This is a genomic window from Tianweitania aestuarii, from assembly GCF_018457165.1.
Taxonomy (GTDB): domain Bacteria; phylum Pseudomonadota; class Alphaproteobacteria; order Rhizobiales; family Rhizobiaceae; genus Tianweitania; species Tianweitania aestuarii.
On the sequence record NZ_JAFMNX010000001.1, the window covers coordinates 19,628 to 42,344 of the forward strand.

Genomic DNA, 22,717 nt, shown 5'->3' on the forward strand with positions numbered 1-22,717 from the left:
GTATGGGGTCCGCACTTCTAAACAGACCGACGGAGCTTGTCGCCCGCTTGAGGCGAGTGTGGCACGGCTCCCCATGAGACACGAGGCAACCGTGGCAAATCCCGAGCTTGGCACCAAGCGTGTCTGCCCCGAAACCGGGCGAAAATTCTACGACCTGAACAAGGATCCGATTGTCTCGCCCTATACGGGCAAGACATATCCGCTGAGCTTCTTCGAAACGACGGCTTCGCCGGTGCGCGCATCCACGCGCAACGAGGATGCGGACGAGAAGGAAACGAACGAAGTGGAGGAGGTCGATGATGAGGCTGAAACCATCTCGCTCGAAGAAGCCGACGAGGATAACAAGGAAGACGAGAACCTGCCGGACATCGACGAAGATGACGACGTGGATCTCGGCGATGACGACGAAAACACCTTCCTTGAAGACGAGGAAGACGAAGACGACGACCTCGAAGACATTGTTCGTGGTGGCGACGAAGACGACGAAAGCTGATCTTTTCAGCCTGGCGTGCTTGCAATAGCACGCCCTTTTCGAGCGCCGACAAAGAAAGGCGCTCGAAGCGTGTCAGAAGGGCTTGATCTCTTCGGAAAGCGCGGTTAGAAGCCGCCCACCGTGACAGCGCAAGCCATCACGGCCAGCACCCACCGGCAGCACCTGCCGGTTTTTAGATGGGGCCATAGCTCAGCTGGGAGAGCGCCTGCATGGCATGCAGGAGGTCAGCGGTTCGATCCCGCTTGGCTCCACCAAATCTTCGAACATTCTCACATTGAACGATAATGTTACGGCGCGCTTCGGCGTTGGTCGGTTGCCGAGGGCGGAAACATCTCTCCGCCCCTGAATGCTTCAAAGCGTCTGAGGCGGTTCGGTTGTCTCTTCCTTGATGGCAACGGTGCTCGCGACACGCGTGGTGCCGCGGTCTTCGGTGAAGAGCGACCAGACGGCGATAAACAACGCCGCAATCAGTGGCCCCACAACGAAACCGTTGATCCCGAACAGCGCAATGCCGCCGAGCGTGGAAACCAGAACCACGTAATCGGGCATCCGTGTTCCCGCACCCACCAGAGGCGGTCGCAGGAGATTGTCAACGAGGCCGATCACCAGAACGCCGATGGCAATCAGGATCGCGCCCTTCAGGTAAGCGCCGGAAAGGATCAGGTAGACGGCAACCGGTCCCCACACAATCGCGGCGCCGACAGCCGGCAACAGCGACAGGATCGCCATGGACACGCCCCACAACAAGGCTGCGGGCAGGCCGAGGAAGTAAAAGGCGATGCCGCCGATCGTGCCCTGAATACCGGCGATGATGACGTTGCCCTTGACGGTCGCCTTCACCACCGAGCTGAACTTGTTCAGGATATGCGCCGTGTGATGCGGACTGAGCGGGCTTGCTCTACCGATCTTCAGCGCCAGCGAGCGTCCGTCGCGGAACAGAAAGAACAGCACGTAGAGCATGACGCCGAGGCTGACGACGAGCTGCGCCGTTCCTTGCCCGATCGTAACGAGGCGGCTGGCGATGAACTGGGATGTCTGGCCAATAAAGCTCGCCAGCTGCTGCTGAATTTCATCCAGCGTGCCGAGATTAAAGCGTTCGAGAAGATCGGTGACGAAAGCGGGAAGTGAATCGCGCATTGTTTGAATGATCAGCGCAGGATCGGTCTGGCTTGAGCGGATCCGCTCATAAAGGCCGGTTGCCTGGCTTGTAAGGGAAGACAGAACGATCACGCCTGGGATGAGCACGATGCAGATACAGGCAAGCACGCTGAGCGCGGCGGCAAAACCGCGTCGTCCGCTCAGCTTCCAGGTCAGCCAGCGTTCCAGCGGGTTAAACAGGAGAGCGAGGATCACGGCCCATAAAAGCGCGCCGTAGAATGGAATAAGCAGCCAAACAAACGCGATCGTGACCAGAACGATCACAATCACGAAGCTCGCCTTCTCGGCACGGGGTTTCAGATCATCCATATCAGCGCTCTTGGCGTGTGAGGTGCAGTTGCAAGCTTCACCTAACATGCCTTGAGCCAAGATAACGATCAGATACGCCTACCTTTGACTGTTATGACACCTGACTTACAGCGGCGTCCGGTCGGCATGCTTTTCAGCTTTGCGCCTTTGGCCCAGCTGCTTCGACAGTTCGGCAACAGGCGGGGCGTAGAGAAAGTCGAACGACACGGCGCCTTCTTTCTCGTCTACGGCGTGATGCAGGCGATGGGCCTGGTACAAGCGCTTGAGATAGCCGTAGCGCGGCGGCTTCTTGAACAACCAGCGCTGATGCACCAGGCCATCGTGAGGGTGCAACTTGTGCCAGCCCCATCCTCAGCCACGCATGACTTAGAGATGCAGCGCATAAGCGTCGAAGTCCATCAGGATGACCACGACAAGCGAAATCTAAAACCCGAAGATGATGTTTATGACGGAAAAATTCCGTCCGAGCTCAGAAGCGAAACCTGCCGCAAGGCTTGGAGATCGGCCGCACCTGTGCAGAAGCAGCTGATGCGCAGCTGCTCGATCGTGATTTTGTAAGCCTCGATCACCGCTTCGGTCGAATCCAGTGCTGGTCCGAGGATGCCTGCTGCCTGTCCGACAAGGTCGGCGCCCAGCCGGATGGCCTTGGCGGCATCGACGCCGTTTCGAATTCCACCGGAGCCGATCACGAACATGTCAGGCAGCGAAGCCCGCACGGATGCGATGGCCCGCGGTGTTGGAAGGCCCCAGTCGGCGAAGGGTTCGGCAATGGCGCGCTGACGGTCGCTCGCGCCCCGTGCGGCTTCGATGGCCGCCCAGCTGGTGCCACCGCTTCCCGCCACATCCACAGCCGCAACGCCCGCATCCGCCAGGCGCCGTGCCGTCGCTGCCGACAGGCCAGCGCCCACTTCCTTGACGATCACCGGCGCGCCAAGGCGCTGCACGAGTTGTTCGAGCGCCCGCAAGATACCGCGCCAGTTCGTGTCGCCTTCTGGTTGCAGAGCTTCCTGAAGAGGGTTGAAGTGAACGATCAACGCATCCGCTCGGATCGTGTCGAGGGCGCGTCGGGCAATGTCGATGCCTTTGCGATCGATGAGTTGCGCCGCACCGATATTCGACAACAGCGGAACGGACGGCGTCAGGTCGCGTAGCCTCTGTGTCAGGCCGCTGTCGCTTTCGCCTTCAAGCGAAACGCGCTGCGAGCCGACGCCGAAAGGGATGCGCAGGACTTCGGCGGCTTCGGCCAGATGATGGTTGATCCGCTCGGCGCGCAACGCGCCACCGGTCATCGAGCTGATCAACAAAGGTGCTGCAAGCCGCTTGCCTAGCCATTGTGTGGAAAGGTCGATGTCAGCAAGATCGAGCTCCGGCAAAGCGCAGTGCTCGAAGCGCAGCGCGTCGAAACCATTGCGCGTCGCAGGCACAATGCCAGCGCCAGCAAGGACCAGATCGAGATGACTCTCCTTTCTGATCTGCAAAGCTGCTGACATTTCCGGCTTGGCATCCATACAAGGGCTCCTAATTTCGCTAGAACAGGTAGATACTGCAAAGCGTGCCCCCTGCCAGCCCGCCTCACGCAAAGGTTGATGTTCCCTGACACCAAGAGCCATGACTGATCTCACAGCTCCGGCAAACCAAGACTGGGACGCCCTTAAGGCGCGTGTTGATGTGCAGCTTCGCGCAATCACGGGCGCGCCGGAGCCGGACGAGCCGCTGGTGCGGACTGCCGTGCGCGAGAGCGTGATGGGAGCGGGCAAGCGCGTTCGGCCGATCCTGGTGGATCTTGCAGCGCGCGACCTTGGTTACGACCAGCCAGCTGCTTTACAGGCGGGCTGTGCGATCGAGCTGGTGCATACGGCGTCGCTTTTGCTCGACGATCTGCCTTGCATGGACGATGCGCTGACGCGGCGCGGCAAGCCGACGGTGCATATCCGGTTCGGCGAGGATGTGGCGGTTCTGGCGGCGATTGCGATGCTGGGCGACGCCTTTGGTTTGGCGGCTTCCGTGCCGGGGTTGAGCGGCGAGCAGCGCAGTGCGTTGACGTTATCCTTGTCGCAATCGGTGGGGATGCGGGGGCTGGTTGCCGGGCAGTATTCCGATCTGCGCAATGTCGGGAATGTCAGCGAAAACAATGTCGTAGAGCTGAACGACCAGAAAACGGGATCCTTGTTCGTGTCGGCCGTGGAGATGGCGGGGATCCTGGCGGATGCGTCGGCGATGCAGCGCGAACAGCTGCGCATCTACGGCCTTGAACTGGGACGCGCCTTTCAGTTGTTCGACGATCTCCTGGATGTCGCGGGCGATGCCGCGCGGATGGGCAAGAGCAACAACAAGGACGCGGGAAAAGCCGTTCTGGCTCAAGGACTTGGCTCGAAAGCGATGGCCGAGCGCATTCAGGCGCATCTTGATACGGCCTTGCACGCACTCGATCATTTGCCGGACGGCGCGCCCAATCTCAGAGCCTTTACGGACAAGCTGTTCGGCAAGCCGGCGGCTGGAATGCAGCCTCATGGCGGAGGCAAGAACGGGTCGGTTCTGACCAGCCTGTTGGCCTAGATTTTGGGCCTTTTCCAGAGCGTTTCATCGCGCCTTTTGGCGATTTGGCTGCGCGGTTTCAGCGTTTTAACGAGCCCTTTGAGCGCAAAACCGCTCTTTTGCAGCGTGCTTGTGCTCACTCTTTCGTCCCAGGCACGCGCGCCGCGCTTCACCACTTCCTGACCGATCGCGCGATACACATAAAGCGCCGTGGCGATGGCAAGACGGGAGCGGAAGGGCAGGGCGCCGATGCCGACCTGGGCGGAAGCGTAATAAGGTTCGGCAGCTTGAACGAGACGCCTGGCGACGGAGGCGAGTGCATCACGATGTTGTGAGGCGGCGACCTCATCCACGGGGATGCTGGCTTCATCCAGCCAATCCAGCGGCACGTAGATCCTGCCATTTTCGGCGTCTTCGACGATGTCGCGGGAAATGTTGGTGAGTTGGAAGGCGAGGCCGAGATCGCAGGCGCGATCGAGTACGGCGGGATCGCGTACGCCCATGATGTCAGCCATCATAATGCCGACGACACCGGCCACGCCGTAGCAGTACACCATCAGATCCGGCAGCGTTTGGTAGCGGCGATGCTCAACATCGGCGCGGAAGCCTTCGAGATGGGCAAGCGGCAGCGCACGCGGCAGCTCGTGATGCTGGGCGATGTCGCGCAAACCGGCAAAGGCCGGATGCTTCACCGGACCGCCTTCCAGCGCGGCTAGAGTTTTCTCGGTCAGTTCGGCGAGCCGCTGTTGTTGAGAATGGGGTGAGACGACCGTGCCATGACCGAGCACCTGACCATCCACGACATCGTCGCAGTAGCGGCACCAGGCATAGAGCTTGGTGACGTCTTGACGCGTTTCCTTGTCGAACAGCCTGGCTGCAGCCGCAAAGCTCTGCGAACCCTGCTCGATCGACTGATCGGCATAATCTTGCGTCGACGCCGTGGTCATGGCCGGGCGTCGATCATCAGCTGCGCCGTGGCCTTGGCCGACCCGATCACGCCGGGAACACCGGCGCCGGGATGGGTGCCGGCACCCACGAAATACAGGTTGTCGATCTGATCGTCACGATTGTGCGGCCGGAACCAGGCGCTTTGGGTCAGGATCGGCTCCAGCGAAAAGGCGGAGCCGAGATGGGCGTTGAGCTCGTCGCGGAAGTCGAACGGCGTGAAGTGGCGGACGGTCACCAGCTGCGAGCGAAGGCCCGGCATGTAGTGCTTTTCGAGATAATCGAGGATCGCATCACGGTAGCGCGGTCCTTCCACGGTCCAATCGATATCGGCACTGCCGAGATGGGGAACGGGTGCCAGCACGTAATAGCTTCCGCTGCCCTCGGGTGCGAGCGACGGGTCGGTGATCGAGGGCGAATGAAGGTAGAGCGAGAAGTCGGTCGCGAGCTTCGGACCCTTGAAGATCTCGTTGATCAGCGGCCGATAGCGCGGCCCGAAGCAGACCGTGTGATGCGCGAGCTGGTCGTGAAGCTTGTTCAAGCCGAAATAGATCACGAACAAGGACATGGAATGGCGCTTGGCGGCCAGTTTCTTGCCCTGGCTCTGGCCGCGCGGATGGTTGGACAAAAGCTTGCTGTAGGTGTGCACGACGTCGCCGTTGGAGGCGACCACGTCGAAGGGCAGCGTTTCACCCTGGCTGACGATCGCCTTTGCCTTGTCGCCTTGCGTTTCGATGCGCTCCACCGGCGACGACAGGCGGATGGTGCCGCCCAGATCCTCGAACAGGCGCACCATGCCCTGCACCAGCGCGCCGGTGCCGCCCTTGGCGAACCACACGCCGCCTTCGCGCTCCAGCGCATGAATCAGCGCGTAGATGGATGAGGTCGAGAACGGGTTGCCGCCCACCAGAAGGGAATGAAACGAAAAGACCTGGCGGAGATGCTCGTCCTTGATGAAGCTCGAGACCATCGAATACACGCTGCGCCAGGCCTGCAGCTTGGTCAGCTGTGGTGCGACCGAGATCATCGAGCGGAAGTTGAGGAACGGCACGGCGCCGAGCTTCACATAGCCTTCCTGGTAGACCGCGCGGGAATAATCGAGGAAGCGGCGATAGCCTTCGACATCATCGGGATTGCGCAGGCGGATCTGCCGATCGAGCTCCTCCTGGTCGTTGGCGTAATCGAAGGTCGAGCCGTCTTCCCAGGCAAGCCGATAGAAGGGAGTGACCGGCAGAAGCTCGACGTAATCTTCCATGCGCTTGTTCGCTGCGGTGAACAGTTCGCGGATGCAGTCGGGATCGGTGATGACGGTCGGACCGGCATCGAAGGTAAAGCCCTGATCCTCATAGACATAAGCGCGGCCGCCCGGCTTTTCGCGCTTTTCAAAGATCGTCGTCTGGATGCCGGCGGCCTGAAGGCGGATGGCGAGTGCCAAGCCGCCGAAGCCGGAGCCGATTACGGCGGCAGTGCGAGTTGTGCCGGTCATGACAGCTCCATGGATTTCGGTTTGCGAAGAAGGGCGGAAAGGGCTTGGCCAACGGGTACGGGCGGTTTGCCGGCGAGAATGCGCAGCTTGTCCGCCGTTGTGGTTTGGCCGGCATAGAAGCGCTCGATCAGCGGTTCGGACAGCTTGTAGAAGCGCTGCATCACCCGCCAGCGCTGGTCCTGTTCGCCGGCAAGAAACAGCATGCGGTTCAAGGCGCGGAAAAAGCGTTGCTCGCGCCACAGCACCTTCGCATGCATTTTGAGCGCGTCGAGGATGGCTGGCGATGTGAGCTGCGGCATCTCGGCGATCAAATCCGCCACACGCACGGCATCGGGCAGGGAATAGCCGGTGGTCGGATGAAAGAAGGAGCCGGCCAGACCAATGCGCGGCAGGGTCACGCCCGTCCAAAGCAGATCGATGTCGGCATCAAGCGTGATCGGCAGAACGCCTTGTTCGCGGCGAACCTCTTCCACGATCTGCCAACCGCGCGTTGCGCAGTAGCGGGTGATGCGGGCTTCGAGCTCGGCAAGGTCCAGCGCGCGGTCGTCCACATAGCCGGTATCTTCCACCAGCATCGTCGTGTCCGTGAAGGGCAGCAGATAGGTGAAGCGATAGCCGCCATCCTGCGGCGTGGTCGCGTCCATGATCACGGGTGCGCTCAAGCCGTGCGGCTCGGCAAAGCGCAGTTCGAGGCCAAGAAAGGATTGGAAGCGGATCTGCAGGGCGGGATGGGAGCGAAAGCCGGTTGCGTCGATCACCGCCGGCGCTTGTAGCGTTGTTCCGTCAGCCAGCACGACCTGTGTCGGCGCAATCGATCTGACGGAAGTGTTCAGCCTGATGCTGTTGCCGAGTTGCTCGCTCAGCACATGGTGGAAGCGGTCGGACGCCACGGAATTGTAGCCGGCGTCGAGACGCCGCTCGAAGGCCGGGAAGCGCACGCTTTGCGCCGGCCAGCGATGAACAACGAGCGGAGCCAGGAACGCGTGCTGTTCGGCCGTCAGATCATCGTCGTGGAAGGACCATGTGTGATTGCCGCCAAGGGTCGGGCCGCTTTCCAGCACGAGAACGGACAGGTCGGGCCGGCTTTGTTGCAGGCGCAAAGCGAGCAGACCGCCCGCCAGACCACCGCCGACGATGATGAGGTCGGCATCCTTCATGCGGCAGCCTGCGACCGGCTTTGAACGGGCGCATCTTGTGTAAAGGCCTGTTCGATCAGAACCGCCGCGCGCCTGGCGCCACCGGCCGACGCAAAGTCTTTTGCCAAGGGTTGAGCCGCAGCCTTGTATTGGCTGCTTGCTGCCAGAAGAATGTTGAGCGCCGTTGCGATCACCTTGGGCGAGGCGCGCTTCGACACGATCTCGCCGACACCGGCATGGCGCACGCGCGCGGCCATTCCCGGCTGATCGAACGCCAGGGGAATGCAGAGCATGGGCACGCCTGCGGTCAGCGCATCCACCACCGTGTTGAGGCCGGCATGGGTGATCACGACATCGGCGCGGGCCAGCGCTGTTTTCTGGTCAACACGGTTCACCACCCAATCGGCATCGAGACGCCCCGCCTGGGCCGGCGACAAGCCGCCGCAATGGGCGATCATCAGTTGCACATCAAGGGTGCGGCAAGCGCGCGCGATGCGCTGGAAGAGGTTGAAGCGGTGGCCCTGCAGCGTGCCGAGCGACGCGAACACGAAGGGGCGATCCCTGGCGATTTGAGGCATGGCCTGTGTGAGCGGCACGGGCTGTTGCTGCCGCAAGGCGCCGATATAGGAAAAGGTATCGGGGCGATGCAGGCGCGGAAAATCGAAGCCTTCAACCAGCTGCGAGATTTGCGCCAGCGGCGACAGGCAATCGACAAGCCGGGGTTTGGGGCTGCAACCAAGCTGCGCGGCGCAATCGGCGATCGCGTGATCATGCCGCAATGTCAGCCAGTCGGCGATGCGTTCGCCAACGGCATTGCGCTTGATGGCGGCCTCGCTGTTTTCATACGGCCAATCGAGAACCGGCAGGGGCACCAGCGGTTCGCGATTGATGGGAGCGGCAACGGCAAGCGACACGAAAGGCAGGCCGAGATGTTCGGCAACCAGCGCGCCGCCGGCTTCCATCTGGTCGCAGACCACGGCCTCGATGCCGTGCTGGCGCAGCAGGGCCGGTGCCTGACTGCACAGAGAGCGGGTGATGGCTGCCATGTCGGCCACCGTGCGGCGGATGCCGAGCGGCAGGGATGGACGGCGGGTGTTGCGGATCACCGAGGCCGGCGACCAGGAACAGCGGGCCGGATCGAGCGCGATCAATTCGAGGCTTTGGGGCAGGTCGGCAGCAAGATCGGGATGGCCGACATAAAAGCACTGGTGGCCGCGTTCAACCAAGGTGGCGCCAAGCGCCCCCATGGCCTGCAGGTGGCTGGACAAACCAGGCGAAAAGAACGCGATGCGCAAGCCCGGTCATCCCCTTCTGTCGCAGCCTTCACGCCGCTGTTTGCTTGATCCCCATGAAATAGGGTCGCAATACCGTGCGGAAAGCCGATGAACCCACCGTGATTGCGTCTCCTGCCACGGGGACAACAACAAGAAAACCCTGACCGAACCGTTTGATGCTCTATATGGCTCGTATCGGTCATCCACATGCGAGGCGTTTTTGACCAGCCATGAGTTCGCGTCCGTCTCGGCTTTGACCGGAAGGGTCAAGTTCGTGCCGCGCCCGGCGCCCGTTCCCGTTTATGTCGCCGTTGTTCTGTCGATCCTCGCAGCCAAGGCCCTCATTCTCTACCTGATGGGCAATGACGTGACCTGCGCTTGCGGCGTGAAGCTGTGGCTGAACGATGCGACGGGTCCGGAGAACTCCAAGCAGATCGCCGACTGGTATTCGCTGTCGCATCTGATTGCCGGCATGCTGTTTGCCGCCGTGATGTGGTGGACATCGCGGCGCTGGCCGCTCGGCTGGATGATCGTTGCCGCCGCCGCGTTCAGCATGGGGTGGGAGGTGATCGAGAATACGCCCTGGATCATCGGCCATTTCGGCCAGTCGGAAATCGGCGCAAATTATTCGGGCGATACGATCGTCAATTCGCTGAGCGACAGCGTGTTCGTTCTCGTTGGCTTCGTTGCCGCCCTGCGGTTACCCCTGTTTGTCGTGTTGGCGCTGGGGCTTGCGGCGGAAGCGGCGGTGACTTTTGCGATCAATGACGGGTTGATCTTGAGCACGCTGCGTTTCGTGGGCGGCTTATTCTGAAAGCGTAGACGCTGGGCATCCCTCGTTAACGCTTTGTTAACCATCCTGGTGTGTGATGCCAGTCAGTCACCTCGCCGGCGACCACGGATGAACTGGCGCCGGTATCGAGGTGACGCATAGAAAAGGTCGGCCTTGTGCCGGCCTTTTGTTTTTGTGCGCGCGCAAAGCTGCGATGCTGGCGGCTGCCGGACCCAGGCTTCCCCGAAGCCCGGGCCGAGCTCATGAACCCGGGTCTAGAAGACCGCGAGGTAGCGCAGCAGCGAAATAATGCCGATGACGATCACGATCAGCTGCACGATCTGGCGCATGCGGCCATCGAGCGGCAAACGCTGCACGAGCCAAAGAACCAGAATGACAACAAGGAAGGTGATCAGGATGCTGATCAGAACTGACATGGATTTTCCCTCTCCGCGGCGATGATCGCCGTCAGCACCCATATAGGGGAAACAACGAAAGCGGCGAGGCGGGATGATCTACTTCACAGGTGATACGCATTTGGGGGAAGCGCGCGGGCTTCGCATCGACCGGCGGCCCTTCGCTTCGATCGCCGAACAGGACGCGGCGCTGATCGCCAACTGGAACGAAGTGGTGGGGCAAGACGACGAGATCTGGCACCTCGGCGATTTCGCGCGCGGCGATCAGGCGGCGATCGAGGCGCTTCTTGCGCAGCTGAACGGTCGCAAGCATCTGATCGTCGGCAACAACGATCCCGAAGCCACCACCACAGCGCGCGGCTGGGCGAGCGTGCAAAGCTATGCCGAACTCGAGCTCGACGGGCACCGCCTGGTGCTTTGCCACTACGCCTTCCGGACCTGGAACGGGATAGGCAAGAAGGCGATCAACCTGCATGGTCATTCGCATGGCCGGTTGAAGCCGATGACGCGGCAGTTCGATGTGGGTGTGGATGCGCAGAACTTTCGCCCGGTGTCGCTCGCAACCCTGCTGACAACAAAGCGGCGGACGAGCGCGGCGACGCCAGAGGCCGTTATTCGCTGATCAGGGCGCGCAGGCGTTCGGTCAGGCTGTCGATTTCGTCCTGCCGCACGACGTTCAGGCTGAGCAACTCGTTGCACTTCAAGCCGCTAATCACGAAGTAAAGGATCATGGCCAGACCGGTATCGCCGAGATCGGCCTTGATGCGATCCAGAAGCGCGCGGTCATAGCGCTTGATCGGGTTGAGAAAGGATGGATCCTCTGCCAGAGCGGCCAGAATGCCGGATGAAGGCGGCCTTTTGCAGCGGACATCGTCGATAAAAACGTCGAGAAAGGCCTGCGCCACGGGCGTCGTGGCCTGCGCATGCGCGGCTTCGCGCTCCTTCAGCAGACGGTCGTAATCCTCCACGAAGGTCTCGACCGTGGCTTCCAGAAGCTTCGCCTTCGAGGGGAAATGGTAAAGCAGCCCGCCCTTGGACACGCCGGCCTTTGCGGCCACGGCATCGAGCGACAGCTTGCCCGGTCCCGATTCCCAGGCCAGTTCCGATGCCGCCTGCACGATGCGCTCGCGTGTTTCATGGCGTCCTGTCACCATTGCGGCGCCTACTCCTCTTGACAATACCGTCCAGACGGTACAGCTGTCTTGCGCTGCAATACAACTTATTTCTTGCTACCTTGCGGTAGCTGTCTGTTGAAACCCGCGCCCATTTCGAGCCTTGTCCATGATTAAACGCCTCCTGATCGCCATCGTTCTGCTTGCACTCGTTGGAGGCGGCGTAGTGGGCTTCAACATGTTCCGCGACAAGGCCATTCAGGACTTCTTCGCCAACATGCCCGTGCCCACGGCCACCGTGTCCGCCGTGGCGGCCGAGAAAAGCAGCTGGACGCCCAATGTCGAGGCGATCGGTACGGTCAGCGCCATCCAGGGCGTCGATCTCACCGTTGAAACCGCAGGCGTGATCACCGAGGTCAACTTCAAGGCCAACCAGGAGGTCAAGGAAGGCGACGTTCTTCTGCGCCTGGACGATGCGGTGCAGCGTGCCGATCTCGAAGCCGCCCGCACGCAGGCGGATCTCGATCAGCAAACCCGCCAACGCGCCCAGGAACTGCAGCAGCGCGGTGTCGGCTCCAACGTGACGCTGGAATCCGCACAGGCCGCTGCGCAGTCGTCCGCCGCACAGGTCCAGAAGCTGGAAGCCGTTCTTGCGCAAAAGCAGCTGCGTGCGCCCTTCGACGGCGTTGTCGGTATTCCGCGCGTCGATGTCGGCCAGTATCTTTCGCCGGGCAATCCGGTTGTGACGCTGCAGAACATCAAGACGATGCGCGCCGATTTCACCGTGCCGGAACAGCGCTTGAACCAGATGCGCATCGGCCAGCCGGTGGTGGTGACGCTCGATGGCCAGGAAGGCACGTTCAAGGGCGAGATCACCGGCATCGACCCCAAGATCGACCCGGCAAGTCGTCTTGTTTCGATCCGCGCCAATATCGACAATCCCGACAATGTTCTGACGCCCGGCCAGTTCGCGCGCATCCGCGTTCAGCTGCCATCCGAAGACGGCATCATCATCCTGCCTCAGACTGCGGTCGTGACCTCGCTTTACGGCGATTACGTCTATGTCGTGCGTCCGATGGAGCCGAAGAAGGCGGAAGAAAACAAGGAACAGAAGGAAGAACAGGGCGACGCCGTTGCCGAGGCCGGCCAACCCCAGACGCCGCCGGCAACGCAGCAGGCGTCCCAGGTCTTCGTTCAGCTCGGCCGCCGCAACGGCACCGAAGTCGAAATCAAGAGCGGCCTGAAGGTCGGTGATCAGGTCATCACCGCCGGCCAGAACCGCTTGAGCAACGGCACGCCGGTGGCGATCGACAACACGATCGATCCATCGAAGGCCAATGCGCCGACGCAGGTGTCGCAGCAATGAGCATTTCCGATATCTTCATTCGCCGGCCCGTTCTTTCAACGGTGCTCGGCCTGATGATCCTGCTTCTGGGCTTCCAGGGGCTGTTCAACCTGGCGGTGCGGCAATATCCGGAAGTCGAGGAAACGGTGATCACCGTGACCACGACCTATCCGGGTGCGAGCGCGGACCTGATCCAGGGCTTCATCACCTCGCAGATCGCCCGTTCGGTCGCGACCACCGAAAACATCAACTACGTGACGTCGCAAAGCCGGCCTTCCGCCAGTGTCGTTACCGTCAACATGACGCTGGGTTCTGACCCGGATGCCGCCTTGACCGAAGTGATCGCCAAGGTGAACCAGGTGCGCGGCGAGCTTCCCTCGGAAGCCGAAGACCCGATCATCGTGAAGGGCACGGGCCAGCAGTTCGCCATGATGTATCTGGCGCTGCAAAACCCCAACATGACCAACGAACAGGTCACCGAATATATCGAGCGCGTCATTCGTCCGCGCATGTCCACCATTCCGGGCGTGGCCGAGATCCAGATCATCGGTGCGGCCGATTATTCGATGCGCGTTTGGGTCGATCCGATCAAGCTTGCGGCGCGCGGTCTGACCGCATCCGAAGTGTTGAACGCCATCAGTGCGTCCAACTTCCTGGCGGCACCCGGCAAGACCAAGAACGAATATGTCGCTTATTCCATTACCGTGCAGTCGACCCTGCAAACGCCGGAAGCCTTTGGCGCGCTGCCGCTGAAGGCCGATGGCGATGAGGTCGTGCGCCTGCGCGACGTGGCCAATGTCGAACTGGCGGCGGAAAACACGGATACGATCGTGACCTTCAACGGTCAGCCCGGCACGTTTATCGGCGTGTTCCCGACACCGGCGGCCAACCCGCTGACGACGGCAACGGCGGTGATCGACGAACTGCCGAACATTCAGGCCAGCCTGCCGGAAGGCATGCAGCTGACCATGATGTACAATTCGACCGAGACGATCAGCGCCTCGATCGAGGAAGTGTTCCATACGATCGCGGAAGCGGTTGCCATCGTCGTGGTCGTTATCCTTCTGTTCCTGGGCTCGTTCCGCTCGGTTCTGATGCCGATCATCACCATCCCGCTGTCCTTGATCGGCGTTTGCGCGATCCTGTTTGCGATGGGCTATTCCATTAATCTTCTGTCGCTCTTGGCCATGGTGCTGGCGATCGGCCTCGTGGTGGATGATGCGATCGTGGTGGTGGAAAACGTCCATCGTCATATCGAGGAAGGGCTGGAACCACGCGAAGCGGCCTTCAAGGGCATGCGCGAAATCACCGGGCCGGTGATCGCGATGACCATCACGCTCGCTGCCGTGTTCGCGCCGCTCGCCTTTACCGGCGGTCTGACCGGCTCCTTGTTCCGCGAATTCGCGGTGACGCTGGCCGGCGCCGTGGTTTTGTCGGGCATCATCGCCCTGACGATTACGCCGATGATGGCATCGCGCCTCTTGAAGCGCGGCAATCACAGCCGCTTCCAGAAGATCGTCGACCGCTCCTTCGATCGCTTCGCAAACGGCTACGAGAAGCTCGTATCGGGATCGTTGAAATACCGCCCCGTGACGCTGCTGATGGTGGTGGTTCTGGTTGGTTTGACCGGCTTCATGTTCCTGAAGACCTCCGGCGAGCTTGCGCCGGAAGAAGACGAAGGCGCGCTGTTTTCGCTCGTGAATGCACCGCCTTATGCGACGGCGGCTTACACCAAGACCTATACCGACCAGATGCGCGCTTTGACGGAAGACATTCCCGAATTGCGGGCGAACTTCTCCATTGTCGGCTTCGGCGGCGCGACCAATTCCGCCATTGCGCTGTGGGCGTTCAAGGACTGGGCCGATCGCGATCGGTCGCAGGACGAGATCAAGGCGGACATCCAGAACCGTTTGGCAAAGGTCGCCGGCGTGGAAGCGCTCGTGTTCGCACCGCCCTCCCTGCCGGGTGCCGGCGGCGGTTTGCCGATCTCCATGGTGCTGCAGACCACCGGCGAAGCCAGCCGCCTTTATGAGGTTGCCGAACAGGTACGCCAGAAGGCACAGGAATCCGGCCGCTTCATCGTGGTGCAGAACTCGCTGAAATACGACGCCGACCAGGTGGTGATCACGATCGATCGCGATCGTGCGGCGGCCTTGAACATCCCGATCCGCGATATCGGCACCACGCTCAGCCTGATGGTGGGCGGCGGTTCGATCTCGCAGTTCGATCGTGATTCCAACAGCTACGACATTATCATGCAGGTTCCCGACGAGTATCGGAACAATCCCGAAAAGCTCGGCGACTTCTTTGTGCGCAGTGCAACCGGCGCGATGGTGCCCTTGTCGGCCGTGGTCACGATTTCCACCAGCGTGACGGCTGCCGCGATCGAGCAGTTCAACCAGCTGAACTCGGCCACCATCTCCGCGCTTCCGGTTCCCGGCGTCACCACGGGTGACGGCTTGGCGGCGATCGAGCAGATCGCCCGGCCGCTGCTGCCGGACGGCTATTTCATCGATTATTCCGGCCAGTCGCGCCTTGAGGTGGAACAGGGCAACACGATCCTGCTCGCTTTCGCGGCCGCCGTGGTGGTGATCTATCTCGTGCTCGCGGCGCAGTTCGAAAGCTTCCGCGATCCGCTGATCATCATGATGTCGGTGCCCTTGTCGATCTTCGGCGCGATCCTGCCGCTCAACCTCGGTCTGGGAACGCTGAACATCTACACGCAGGTCGGCCTCATCACGCTGATCGGCCTGATCACCAAGCACGGCATTCTTCTGGTGGAGTTCGCCAACCAGCAGCGTGAAGAACACGGCATGAACCGCGTTGAAGCGATCGTGGCGTCGGCCAAGGTGCGTTTGCGCCCGATCCTGATGACGACGGCGGCGATGGCCTTGGGCGTCGTGCCGCTGATCATCGCCTCGGGCGCCGGTGCTGCCGCGCGCTATTCGATGGGCCTGGTGATCTTCACCGGCGTTCTCATCGGAACGATGTTCACGCTGTTCGTGGTGCCCATGTTCTATTCGTTCCTTGCCCACAAGGAGACGGTTGCGGAACGCGAAGCCAAGCACACCACGCAGGCACCGCCGGCGCATCCCGCACCGGCCGAGTGACAGCCAAGCCGATGAAGTATCCGGTCACGCCGGATGGCCGGTACTTCGTTGTGCGCGGACGGCTGTGGCGCATGAGCAATCCGGGTCTCGGTGAGACCGAGCGGGCCGGGCTGGTCAAAGACCTGATGACGGCGCGCCGCGACATTGCCGCGGCGCGCCGTTCGCATGATGGAAACGCCGAAAGCGAAGCGCGCGAGCGCGTCGACGCGGCCAAGATCGCGCTCGGCGAGCGGGGACCGGTGTGGTGGGCGGACGGCGCGCCCGATTGGAACCGCAAGATGGTGGCCAAGACGCCCTATGCCGGCTGGTACAGCGCCTGGGAAACCACCGAACCAGACGGCTGACCCGTTGCGGTTCGACGCCAGCCGGTTCATGATTCCTCCCGGAGGACGTTTCGGGAGGGTTGGAATGACGGCTGAACGGGAAACCGAGAGCTTCGACTACATCATCGTGGGCGCAGGCTCGGCCGGCTGCGTCCTGGCGAACCGCCTGTCGGCCGATCCCAACACACGCGTTCTTCTGCTAGAAGCCGGCGGTCGCGACCTCTACCACTGGATCCACATTCCCGTCGGCTATCTCTACACGATCGGCAATCCGCGCACAGACTGGATGTTTCAGACCGAGGTCGAGAAGGGGCTCGGGAACCGCGCGATCGGCTATGCGCGCGGCAAGGTTCTGGGCGGATCGTCATCCATCAACGGCATGATCTATATGCGCGGCCAGGCGCAGGACTATGACGGCTGGGCGCAAAGCGGCAACACCGGCTGGTCCTGGGCCGACGTGCTGCCGGTGTTCAAGAAGTTCGAGCGCTTCTATGAGGGCGAAAGCGAATTTCACGGCGGCGATGGCGAGCTGCGCGTCGACAAGCAGCGGCTGAAATGGGCGGTGCTGGACGCGGTGCGCGATGCCGCGCAGGAGATCGGCCTGCCGCATACGCATGACTTCAACACGGGAAGCAACGAGGGCGTCGGTTACTTCCATGTGACGCAGAAGAACGGCCTGCGCTGGAGCGCGGTACGCGCCTTTCTCAACCCCGCGCGCAAACGGCCGAACCTGAAGATCGCCACGAAGGCCACCGTCGAGAAGGTGACGATCGAGGATGGTCGCGCGACCGGCATCGCCTACCGCATCGGGGACAAGCCCATGCAGGCGCTGGCCGCGCGCGAGGTGATCCTGAGTGCGGGTGCGATCGGCTCGCCGCATCTGCTGCAGCTGTCGGGCATCGGCGATGGCGAAACGCTGGCCGAGCACGGTATCGAGAGCGTGCATCATCTGCCGGGCGTCGGTCGCAACCTGCAGGATCACCTGCAGATCCGCGCGGTTTACGGTGTGACGGGCATTCCGACGCTGAACCAGTACGCCAATTCGATGATCGGCCGCATGCGGATGGGGCTCGAATTTGCGCTGCGCCGCACCGGTCCGCTCACCATGGCGCCGAGCCAGCTCGGGATTTTCGCCAAAAGCAACGGACGCTTCGAAACGCCGAACATCGAGTTCCACGTCCAGCCGCTGTCGACGGAAAAGCTCGGCGAAAGGCTGCATGATTTTCCGGGCGTCACCGCGTCCGTCTGCAATCTGCGACCGACCAGCCGGGGTTCGGTGACGCTGCGCTCGAAGGATCCGACGCAAACGCCGAAGATCGCGCCGAACTATCTGGCGACGCCCGAAGACGAGATGGTGGCGGTGGAATCGCTGCGTTATGCGCGTCGCTTGTTCGAAACGAAGGCGATGGCGCCTTATGCGCCGCGCGAGCTGAAGCCCGGGCCGGATGCCGTCAGCGACGAGGATCTCCTGAAGGCTGCGCAACGGCTGGGCACGACGATCTTCCATCCGGTCGGCACGGCCCGCATGGGTTCGGATACGATGGCCGTCGTGGATGGGGATTTGCGGGTGCACGGATTGCGCGGTTTGCGCGTGGTGGATGCTTCGGTGATGCCGACGATCACTTCGGGCAACACCAATGCGCCGACCATGATGATTGCGGAAAAGGCGTCGGAAGCGATCCTGAAGGCCGCGCGGGCCTAATCCGCTTCATCCGCCGCTGGCGGCGGCGCTTCGACCGGCCAGCGCTGAAGGGCGGCGCGGCCGGCATCGGTGATCTCGTAGAGGCCGCGTTCGTGGCTGACGAACCAGCCATAAACGTTGCGATGCAGGATTTTCTGCGCGTTGGGATTGGCGGGGCGAAGGTCGCGCGGGCGTTTGGGACCGTCGATCAGCATGGCCGCACAGGCCAGCGCTTCCTGGCGATAAGCGGTCATGATCGGCTGGCGCGATCCGCCGCCTTCCACCGGATCGCCGCGGCGACGGCGGTGTTCGTCGATCAAACGCGAGCGTTTGCGCGGATCGCGGCGCGGCGCCAAGGCGGCGGGGCTGAGCAGGAGTTCGACGGTGCCGGTACTGGAAACGCCCAGCAGGCCGAAGCCGAGACGCCGGCACAGATTGCGGAAGCGGGCGTCGTGTTCCCGACCTTTGCCGCGCTTGGACATTCTTGCGGCGAGCCAGACTTCGTCGCAGGCCGAGGCGCGGTCTACGGCTTGTAGAACGAGGTCCATGTTGAACTGCATCTTGAGCTCGCACACCACCACGACCGGCGGTTCGCCTTCGCGCAGGCCCACGACATCGCAATGGCCGATCTCGCCTTTGACGAGGTAGCCCAAGCCTTCCAGGAAGCGCTTTACCGGTTTGTAGAGCGTGGTTTCGGTCATCGAATCAAGGGCTTGTTCATTGACCACACCTAACCTGCCCGGGATTGGCAGGGGAAGCCAGCAGGGTTGGGATCGTTCATCGGCAAGCTGCGTTTTCGACCCATGTTCGATCACAGCTTTCATGATCCTGACGACTTTCCCGAGGCCATGGCGCAGCTCGGCGAGCGACCGTTGCTCGTGTTTCACAACGATGCGGATGGGCTTTCGGCGGGTGCTATCCTGCAAAACGTGCTGCTCAAACAGCGATTTGGCTGCACCATTCGCATCATTGGGAAGGGCGAAAATGCCTATTCCAGCGATTTTGTGCGCGAACTCGAAGCCCTTCAGCCGACCGGGCTGATCATCGCCGATCTCGGCGTGTCGAACCGGGTGACACTGCCCAATATTCCCACCATCATCATCGACCATCACGCCCCGACCGGCGTGCCGGAAAATGCCACCGTGATTTCCGGCATTAACGATGATCCGGTTCCGACCACCAGCCTGCTGGCTTATCGATGCGCGAAAGCGGTGGGTGCGGAGGAGGGGCTGTTGTGGCTGGCCGCTCTCGGCATCATCGGCGACATGGCCGAAGATTATGGCTTTGCGGAAATGGCAGAGGCACGGTCGGCCTACGGCGTCACGGCACTGCGCAAGGCCGCTTCACTCATCAACGCGCCGCGCCGCACGGGATCGGGCAATGCGCGGCCGGCTTTCGATCTTCTGATGATGGCGCAGGGACCGAAGCAGGTTTTGTCGGGCGAGTTTGAGGAAACCGAAGCACTGCTGGCGGCAAAGGCAGAGGTCAAACAGGCGCTGGATGATGCGCGCAAGGTCGGGCCGAAATTTTCCGGCAATGTCGCGCTGGTGCAGTTTTCCTCGCCCTGTCAGGTGCATCCGCTGATTGCGCAGCAATGGCGCGGGCGGTTGAAGAACGCGATCATCATTGCGGCCAATACCGGCTACCGCGAGGGCTTCGTGCATTTTGCGGTGCGCTCCTCAAACGACACCGACATTCTCCAGTTTCTCGCCCAGCACCGGCCGCCGAACGCCGACGAGCAATATGGCAATGGCCATCGTGCGGCATCGGGCGGTGCGTTGCGCGGGGACGACTGGACCTTTTTTCTCAACACACTCGGCTTCGACGCGTTTGGCGCGCCGCAGCCTGCATCTTCGGAAATAACATGACACAACGAATTTCGCGCCTCGGCTTTCCCGTCAAGGTGATGGGCCGCGACGATCTGAAGAGTGGCGACGCGCGCCGGTCCACCAACAATCCGCATTTGAAAGTGTCGCTCGAATATATCGACGCGATCCTCGATTATCTCGTGAAGCACGACATCAAGATGTACCGCATGTCCTCGGATATCGCGCCCTATGCGACCCATCCCGACATGCCGCAGTTTCACGGCATGGTGGCCGAAAGCGATGCGGAGCTTCGGGCGTTGGGTGCGAAGTCTAAGGAACTTGACATCCGGCTCTCCTTCCATCCCTCGCAATTCGTGGTGCTCAACAGCCCTGATCCGGAGCTGGTGAAGAAGAGCATCTGGGATCTGACATCACAGGCCGAGATGCTGGACCGCATGGAGCTTGGACCGGAAGCGGTGATGGTGATCCATGTCGGCGGCACCTATGGCGATATTCCGGCGTCACGCCAACGCTGGGTGGACACTTGGGCCACCTTGCCGGAACCGGTGCGCCGCCGGCTTGTGCTGGAGCATGACGATCTCCGCTTTTCGGCAGCCGACGTGTTGTGGATCCACGAACATACCGGTGTGCGGCTGATCTTCGACCATCAGCATTTCTGGTGCCTCAACCCGGAACGCGCCGATATGCGCCAAACGCTGGAAGCGATCCTCAAGACTTGGCCGGAGGGGCAGCAGCCCAAGCTGCATTTCTCATCGCCGCGCACCGAACTGCGCGAGCAGATCAAGATCGACAAGAAAACGAAGAAGAAGACGGTGAAGCATGTGGCGCCGGTGAACACCGGTCATGCCGACTTCTGCAATCCCTTCGAGTTCATCACCTTCATGCGCATCGCCGAAGGGCTGAACTTCGATGTCATGCTGGAAGCCAAGGCCAAGGACCTGGCCTTGATGCGGCTGCGGCCCGACCTTCTACGCTATGCGCCCGATGTCGCCGCGCGCTTCGGTATCGAAGCCAAGGATGCGGGCGAGATGGAAGCCGATGCCGACGAGGTTCTGGACGAGGAATAGGCATCGGCAGCGCGTGAGGCGTCGGCAAAGCTGGCTGCGCTGTTGTCTCCGCCGGAACGTTCGGTGCGACCTGCCCTCTAAGGGGGAGAGGTGGGACAGTGGGCTGTTTGCTGCTTAGCTAGCAGGTTGGGTGCATCAACAGAATGAAGCTCGTCATCCTTGGGCGAAGCCGGAGCGCAAGCGGAGGCGCAGACCCGAGGATCCATGCCTGACCGGCTGTTGGTGGGCCAGCAGTGGAATTGGCATGCCGCGCATTGCTTTGGCTGTTCAGGCATGGATCCTCGGGTCGAGCCCGAGGATGACGAAGCGGTGCGGTTGGCGGCGCTGGAAGAGGAGCCGGTTGCCGGCGGCGCTGGGAGCGCCGCCGGCGAAGATGTTAGGCGCTGTCGTTAGGTGCTGGCCTTGTCGAGCGCGGCAAGGTCGTCTTCGCTCAGCTTCAGGCTTGCCGCCTTGGCGAAGCTTTCCACCTGCTCGACGCTGGTGGCGCTGGCGATCGGCGCTGTGACGCCGGGGCGTGCGATGATCCAGGCGAGCGCCACTTCCGCCGGCTGCGCGCCATGCGTTTCACTGACCTGATCCAGCGCCCTGAGGATCGCCTGTCCGCGATCGTCGAGATATTTTTCGACGGCATTGCCGCGCTTGCTCTTCTTCAGGTCGTCCTTCGAGCGGTATTTGCCCGACAGGAAGCCCGAAGCGAGGCTGAAATAGGTGACGACGCCGAGCCCTTCGCGCATGCAAAGATCACGCAGCGGACCGTCGAAGGCGCTGCGATCATAGAGATTGTATTCCGGCTGGAGCACGTCGTAGCGCGGCAGGTTTTTGGTTTTGGCCACCGACAGCGCTTCCTGCAACTGAGCGGCATCAAGATTGGACGCGCCGACCGACTTGATCTTGCCGGCATCGAGCAGCTGCTGATAAGCGCCGAGCGTTTCCTCGTAGGGCGTGTCGGCATCGGGCCAATGCGAGAAATACAGGTCGATATGGTCGGTCTGCAGCCGCTTCAGAGAGGCATCCGCGGCTTGGGAAATCCAGCTAGATGACAGGCCCTTGTGACCGGGCTCACCCATATCGGAGCCGACCTTGGTGAAGATCGCGACCTTGTCCCGCTTGGCGGGATTGGCCTTGAGCCACTTGCCGAGGATCGTTTCGGACTCACCGCCCTTGTTGCCGTCGACCCAGGCCGAATAAACATCGGCGGTGTCGATGGCGTTGAAGCCGTGATCCACAAAGGCGTCGAGCACCTTGAAGCTGGTTTGTTCGTCTGCCGTCCAGCCGAAGACATTGCCGCCAAATACCAGCGGCGCGATCTCCAGCCCGGTTTTTCCGAGCGCACGTTTTTCCATGGATTTTCCTTTCGTGCTGAAATGGCCGCCGGCGGGGGAGGCACGGGGCCCTGCTCTCAGAGATAAGGGCGGAAGGAGGGGGATCAAGCGGGTGTGTGAGGGCGGGGGTGTGAGGGTGCTGACAGTTGAGGGGATGCCGGAGCGGGATGGGTGCAGCTCTTCCCTTCTCCCCTTGTGGGAGAAGGTGGCTGAGCGCAGCGAAGTCGGATGAGGGGTGTTCCAGCTTGGCATTGTCGGCGCAGACCCCTCATCCGTCTCGCCGCTGACGCGCCGATCCACCTTCTCCCACAAGGGGCGAAGGTAAGGCGCTCCGCCGTCGCATCCTCCTTTGTAACCTTCGGCGCTGCTTTGATCGTCACGGCATGGATCCTCGGGTCGAGCCC

At 61.8% G+C, this 22,717-nt stretch carries 21 protein-coding genes and 1 tRNA gene; 11 read left to right on the top strand and 11 right to left on the bottom strand.

Going from position 1 to position 22,717, the window contains the following annotated elements; translation table 11 throughout:
* Window positions 1-91 precede the first annotated feature (91 nt).
* On the top strand, window positions 92-493 hold the full coding sequence (locus tag JYU29_RS00100; protein WP_213982772.1) for a TIGR02300 family protein: 402 nt from the start codon (window positions 92-94) through the stop codon (window positions 491-493).
* 178 nt (window positions 494-671) lie between these two features.
* Window positions 672-747 (top strand) — tRNA-Ala (locus tag JYU29_RS00105).
* A gap of 97 nt (window positions 748-844) precedes the next feature.
* On the opposite strand, the gene JYU29_RS00110 is transcribed toward JYU29_RS00105, so the two are convergent.
* From JYU29_RS00110 to fni, 3 genes are all read right to left on the bottom strand, one after another.
* Window positions 845-1,960, bottom strand: coding sequence for an AI-2E family transporter (locus JYU29_RS00110; protein ID WP_213982773.1), 1,116 nt, complete (start codon window positions 1,958-1,960; stop codon window positions 845-847).
* 105 nt (window positions 1,961-2,065) lie between these two features.
* On the bottom strand, window positions 2,066-2,272 hold the full coding sequence (locus JYU29_RS00115; protein WP_250157116.1) for a hypothetical protein: 207 nt from the start codon (window positions 2,270-2,272) through the stop codon (window positions 2,066-2,068).
* A gap of 131 nt (window positions 2,273-2,403) precedes the next feature.
* Window positions 2,404-3,468 carry a type 2 isopentenyl-diphosphate Delta-isomerase gene (fni, locus tag JYU29_RS00120; RefSeq protein ID WP_250157117.1) on the bottom strand — a complete coding sequence of 355 codons (1,065 nt, stop codon included), beginning with the start codon at window positions 3,466-3,468 and terminating at the stop codon, window positions 2,404-2,406.
* 100 nt (window positions 3,469-3,568) lie between these two features.
* Between fni and JYU29_RS00125 the strand changes: the two genes are divergently transcribed.
* Complete coding sequence (locus JYU29_RS00125) at window positions 3,569-4,516, top strand: polyprenyl synthetase family protein (protein ID WP_213982774.1); 948 nt, start codon at window positions 3,569-3,571, stop codon at window positions 4,514-4,516.
* Here the strand turns inward: JYU29_RS00125 and JYU29_RS00130 are convergent.
* From JYU29_RS00130 to JYU29_RS00145, 4 genes are read right to left on the bottom strand one after another with little or no spacing between them, the layout of a single operon-like run.
* On the bottom strand, window positions 4,513-5,442 hold the full coding sequence (locus tag JYU29_RS00130) for a phytoene/squalene synthase family protein (RefSeq protein WP_213982775.1): 930 nt from the start codon (window positions 5,440-5,442) through the stop codon (window positions 4,513-4,515). The two genes, JYU29_RS00125 and JYU29_RS00130, sit on opposite strands and share 4 nt — an antisense overlap.
* Window positions 5,439-6,926 carry a phytoene desaturase gene (locus JYU29_RS00135; RefSeq protein ID WP_213982776.1) on the bottom strand — a complete coding sequence of 496 codons (1,488 nt, stop codon included), beginning with the start codon at window positions 6,924-6,926 and terminating at the stop codon, window positions 5,439-5,441. Before JYU29_RS00135 ends, JYU29_RS00130 begins: the two co-directional genes overlap by 4 nt.
* Window positions 6,923-8,083 (bottom strand): lycopene beta-cyclase CrtY, encoded by a 1,161-nt coding sequence (gene crtY, locus JYU29_RS00140; RefSeq protein ID WP_213982777.1) that lies wholly within the window; start codon window positions 8,081-8,083, stop codon window positions 6,923-6,925. Before crtY ends, JYU29_RS00135 begins: the two co-directional genes overlap by 4 nt.
* Window positions 8,080-9,357, bottom strand: coding sequence for a glycosyltransferase (locus tag JYU29_RS00145; protein WP_213982778.1), 1,278 nt, complete (start codon window positions 9,355-9,357; stop codon window positions 8,080-8,082). The genes crtY and JYU29_RS00145 overlap by 4 nt, the downstream gene beginning before the upstream one ends.
* 199 nt (window positions 9,358-9,556) lie before the next feature.
* Between JYU29_RS00145 and JYU29_RS00150 the strand changes: the two genes are divergently transcribed.
* Window positions 9,557-10,150, top strand: a complete 594-nt coding sequence (locus tag JYU29_RS00150) for a DUF2585 family protein (RefSeq protein WP_213982779.1) — start codon at window positions 9,557-9,559, stop codon at window positions 10,148-10,150.
* A gap of 233 nt (window positions 10,151-10,383) precedes the next feature.
* Here the strand turns inward: JYU29_RS00150 and JYU29_RS00155 are convergent, their stop codons facing one another.
* Window positions 10,384-10,545, bottom strand: coding sequence for a Thivi_2564 family membrane protein (locus JYU29_RS00155; RefSeq protein ID WP_213982780.1), 162 nt, complete (start codon window positions 10,543-10,545; stop codon window positions 10,384-10,386).
* A 73-nt stretch (window positions 10,546-10,618) separates the two neighbouring features.
* Between JYU29_RS00155 and JYU29_RS00160 the strand changes: the two genes are divergently transcribed.
* On the top strand, window positions 10,619-11,146 hold the full coding sequence (locus JYU29_RS00160) for a metallophosphoesterase family protein (protein ID WP_213982781.1): 528 nt from the start codon (window positions 10,619-10,621) through the stop codon (window positions 11,144-11,146).
* Here JYU29_RS00160 and JYU29_RS00165 read toward each other — a convergent pair.
* The gene (locus tag JYU29_RS00165; protein ID WP_213982782.1) at window positions 11,136-11,678 is read right to left on the bottom strand and encodes a TetR/AcrR family transcriptional regulator; all 543 of its coding nucleotides are present in this window, start codon (window positions 11,676-11,678) and stop codon (window positions 11,136-11,138) included. The genes JYU29_RS00160 and JYU29_RS00165 overlap by 11 nt on opposite strands.
* A gap of 127 nt (window positions 11,679-11,805) precedes the next feature.
* Between JYU29_RS00165 and JYU29_RS00170 the strand changes: the two genes are divergently transcribed.
* The 4 genes from JYU29_RS00170 (at window position 11,806) to JYU29_RS00185 (ending at window position 18,116) form a co-directional block, all read left to right on the top strand.
* Entirely contained in the window at window positions 11,806-13,002 is a 1,197-nt protein-coding gene (locus JYU29_RS00170; protein WP_213982783.1) for an efflux RND transporter periplasmic adaptor subunit, read from the top strand.
* Window positions 12,999-16,091, top strand: coding sequence for an efflux RND transporter permease subunit (locus JYU29_RS00175; protein WP_213982784.1), 3,093 nt, complete (start codon window positions 12,999-13,001; stop codon window positions 16,089-16,091). Before JYU29_RS00170 ends, JYU29_RS00175 begins: the two co-directional genes overlap by 4 nt.
* An 11-nt stretch (window positions 16,092-16,102) precedes the next feature.
* The gene (locus JYU29_RS00180) at window positions 16,103-16,435 is read left to right on the top strand and encodes a hypothetical protein (protein ID WP_213982785.1); all 333 of its coding nucleotides are present in this window, start codon (window positions 16,103-16,105) and stop codon (window positions 16,433-16,435) included.
* Between the two features lie 64 nt (window positions 16,436-16,499).
* Window positions 16,500-18,116, top strand: coding sequence for a GMC family oxidoreductase (locus JYU29_RS00185; protein ID WP_213982786.1), 1,617 nt, complete (start codon window positions 16,500-16,502; stop codon window positions 18,114-18,116).
* Here the strand turns inward: JYU29_RS00185 and JYU29_RS00190 are convergent.
* A complete protein-coding gene (locus tag JYU29_RS00190; protein ID WP_213982787.1) occupies window positions 18,113-18,796 on the bottom strand; it encodes a DUF2161 domain-containing phosphodiesterase in 684 nt (227 codons plus the stop codon). The two genes, JYU29_RS00185 and JYU29_RS00190, sit on opposite strands and share 4 nt — an antisense overlap.
* A gap of 102 nt (window positions 18,797-18,898) precedes the next feature.
* Here JYU29_RS00190 and JYU29_RS00195 point away from each other — a divergent pair, with 102 nt between their 5' ends.
* Together JYU29_RS00195 and uvsE are read left to right on the top strand one after the other, a co-directional pair.
* Entirely contained in the window at window positions 18,899-19,963 is a 1,065-nt protein-coding gene (locus JYU29_RS00195; RefSeq protein ID WP_213982788.1) for a single-stranded-DNA-specific exonuclease RecJ family protein, read from the top strand.
* On the top strand, window positions 19,960-20,991 hold the full coding sequence (gene uvsE / locus JYU29_RS00200; protein ID WP_213982789.1) for a UV DNA damage repair endonuclease UvsE: 1,032 nt from the start codon (window positions 19,960-19,962) through the stop codon (window positions 20,989-20,991). The genes JYU29_RS00195 and uvsE overlap by 4 nt, the downstream gene beginning before the upstream one ends.
* A 389-nt stretch (window positions 20,992-21,380) precedes the next feature.
* Here the strand turns inward: uvsE and JYU29_RS00205 are convergent, their stop codons facing one another.
* Window positions 21,381-22,334, bottom strand: a complete 954-nt coding sequence (locus tag JYU29_RS00205; RefSeq protein WP_213982790.1) for an aldo/keto reductase — start codon at window positions 22,332-22,334, stop codon at window positions 21,381-21,383.
* Between the last annotated feature and the right edge of the window lie 383 nt (window positions 22,335-22,717).

Excerpts from the sequence above, each read along its gene's own strand:
- JYU29_RS00160 (WP_213982781.1), top strand. The coding sequence starts at position 10,619 with ATGATCTACTTCACAGGTGATACGCATTTGGGGGAAGCGCGCGGGCTT.
- JYU29_RS00165 (WP_213982782.1), bottom strand. The coding sequence starts at position 11,678 with ATGGTGACAGGACGCCATGAAACACGCGAGCGCATCGTGCAGGCGGCA.
- JYU29_RS00125 (WP_213982774.1), top strand. The coding sequence starts at position 3,569 with ATGACTGATCTCACAGCTCCGGCAAACCAAGACTGGGACGCCCTTAAG.
- uvsE (WP_213982789.1), top strand. The coding sequence starts at position 19,960 with ATGACACAACGAATTTCGCGCCTCGGCTTTCCCGTCAAGGTGATGGGC.
- fni (WP_250157117.1), bottom strand. The coding sequence starts at position 3,468 with ATGGATGCCAAGCCGGAAATGTCAGCAGCTTTGCAGATCAGAAAGGAG.
- JYU29_RS00110 (WP_213982773.1), bottom strand. The coding sequence starts at position 1,960 with ATGGATGATCTGAAACCCCGTGCCGAGAAGGCGAGCTTCGTGATTGTG.
- JYU29_RS00190 (WP_213982787.1), bottom strand. The coding sequence starts at position 18,796 with ATGACCGAAACCACGCTCTACAAACCGGTAAAGCGCTTCCTGGAAGGC.
- JYU29_RS00175 (WP_213982784.1), top strand. The coding sequence starts at position 12,999 with ATGAGCATTTCCGATATCTTCATTCGCCGGCCCGTTCTTTCAACGGTG.
- JYU29_RS00170 (WP_213982783.1), top strand. The coding sequence starts at position 11,806 with ATGATTAAACGCCTCCTGATCGCCATCGTTCTGCTTGCACTCGTTGGA.
- JYU29_RS00185 (WP_213982786.1), top strand. The coding sequence starts at position 16,500 with ATGACGGCTGAACGGGAAACCGAGAGCTTCGACTACATCATCGTGGGC.
- JYU29_RS00130 (WP_213982775.1), bottom strand. The coding sequence starts at position 5,442 with ATGACCACGGCGTCGACGCAAGATTATGCCGATCAGTCGATCGAGCAG.
- JYU29_RS00155 (WP_213982780.1), bottom strand. The coding sequence starts at position 10,545 with ATGTCAGTTCTGATCAGCATCCTGATCACCTTCCTTGTTGTCATTCTG.
- crtY (WP_213982777.1), bottom strand. The coding sequence starts at position 8,083 with ATGAAGGATGCCGACCTCATCATCGTCGGCGGTGGTCTGGCGGGCGGT.
- JYU29_RS00135 (WP_213982776.1), bottom strand. The coding sequence starts at position 6,926 with ATGACCGGCACAACTCGCACTGCCGCCGTAATCGGCTCCGGCTTCGGC.
- JYU29_RS00180 (WP_213982785.1), top strand. The coding sequence starts at position 16,103 with ATGAAGTATCCGGTCACGCCGGATGGCCGGTACTTCGTTGTGCGCGGA.
- JYU29_RS00205 (WP_213982790.1), bottom strand. The coding sequence starts at position 22,334 with ATGGAAAAACGTGCGCTCGGAAAAACCGGGCTGGAGATCGCGCCGCTG.
- JYU29_RS00195 (WP_213982788.1), top strand. The coding sequence starts at position 18,899 with ATGTTCGATCACAGCTTTCATGATCCTGACGACTTTCCCGAGGCCATG.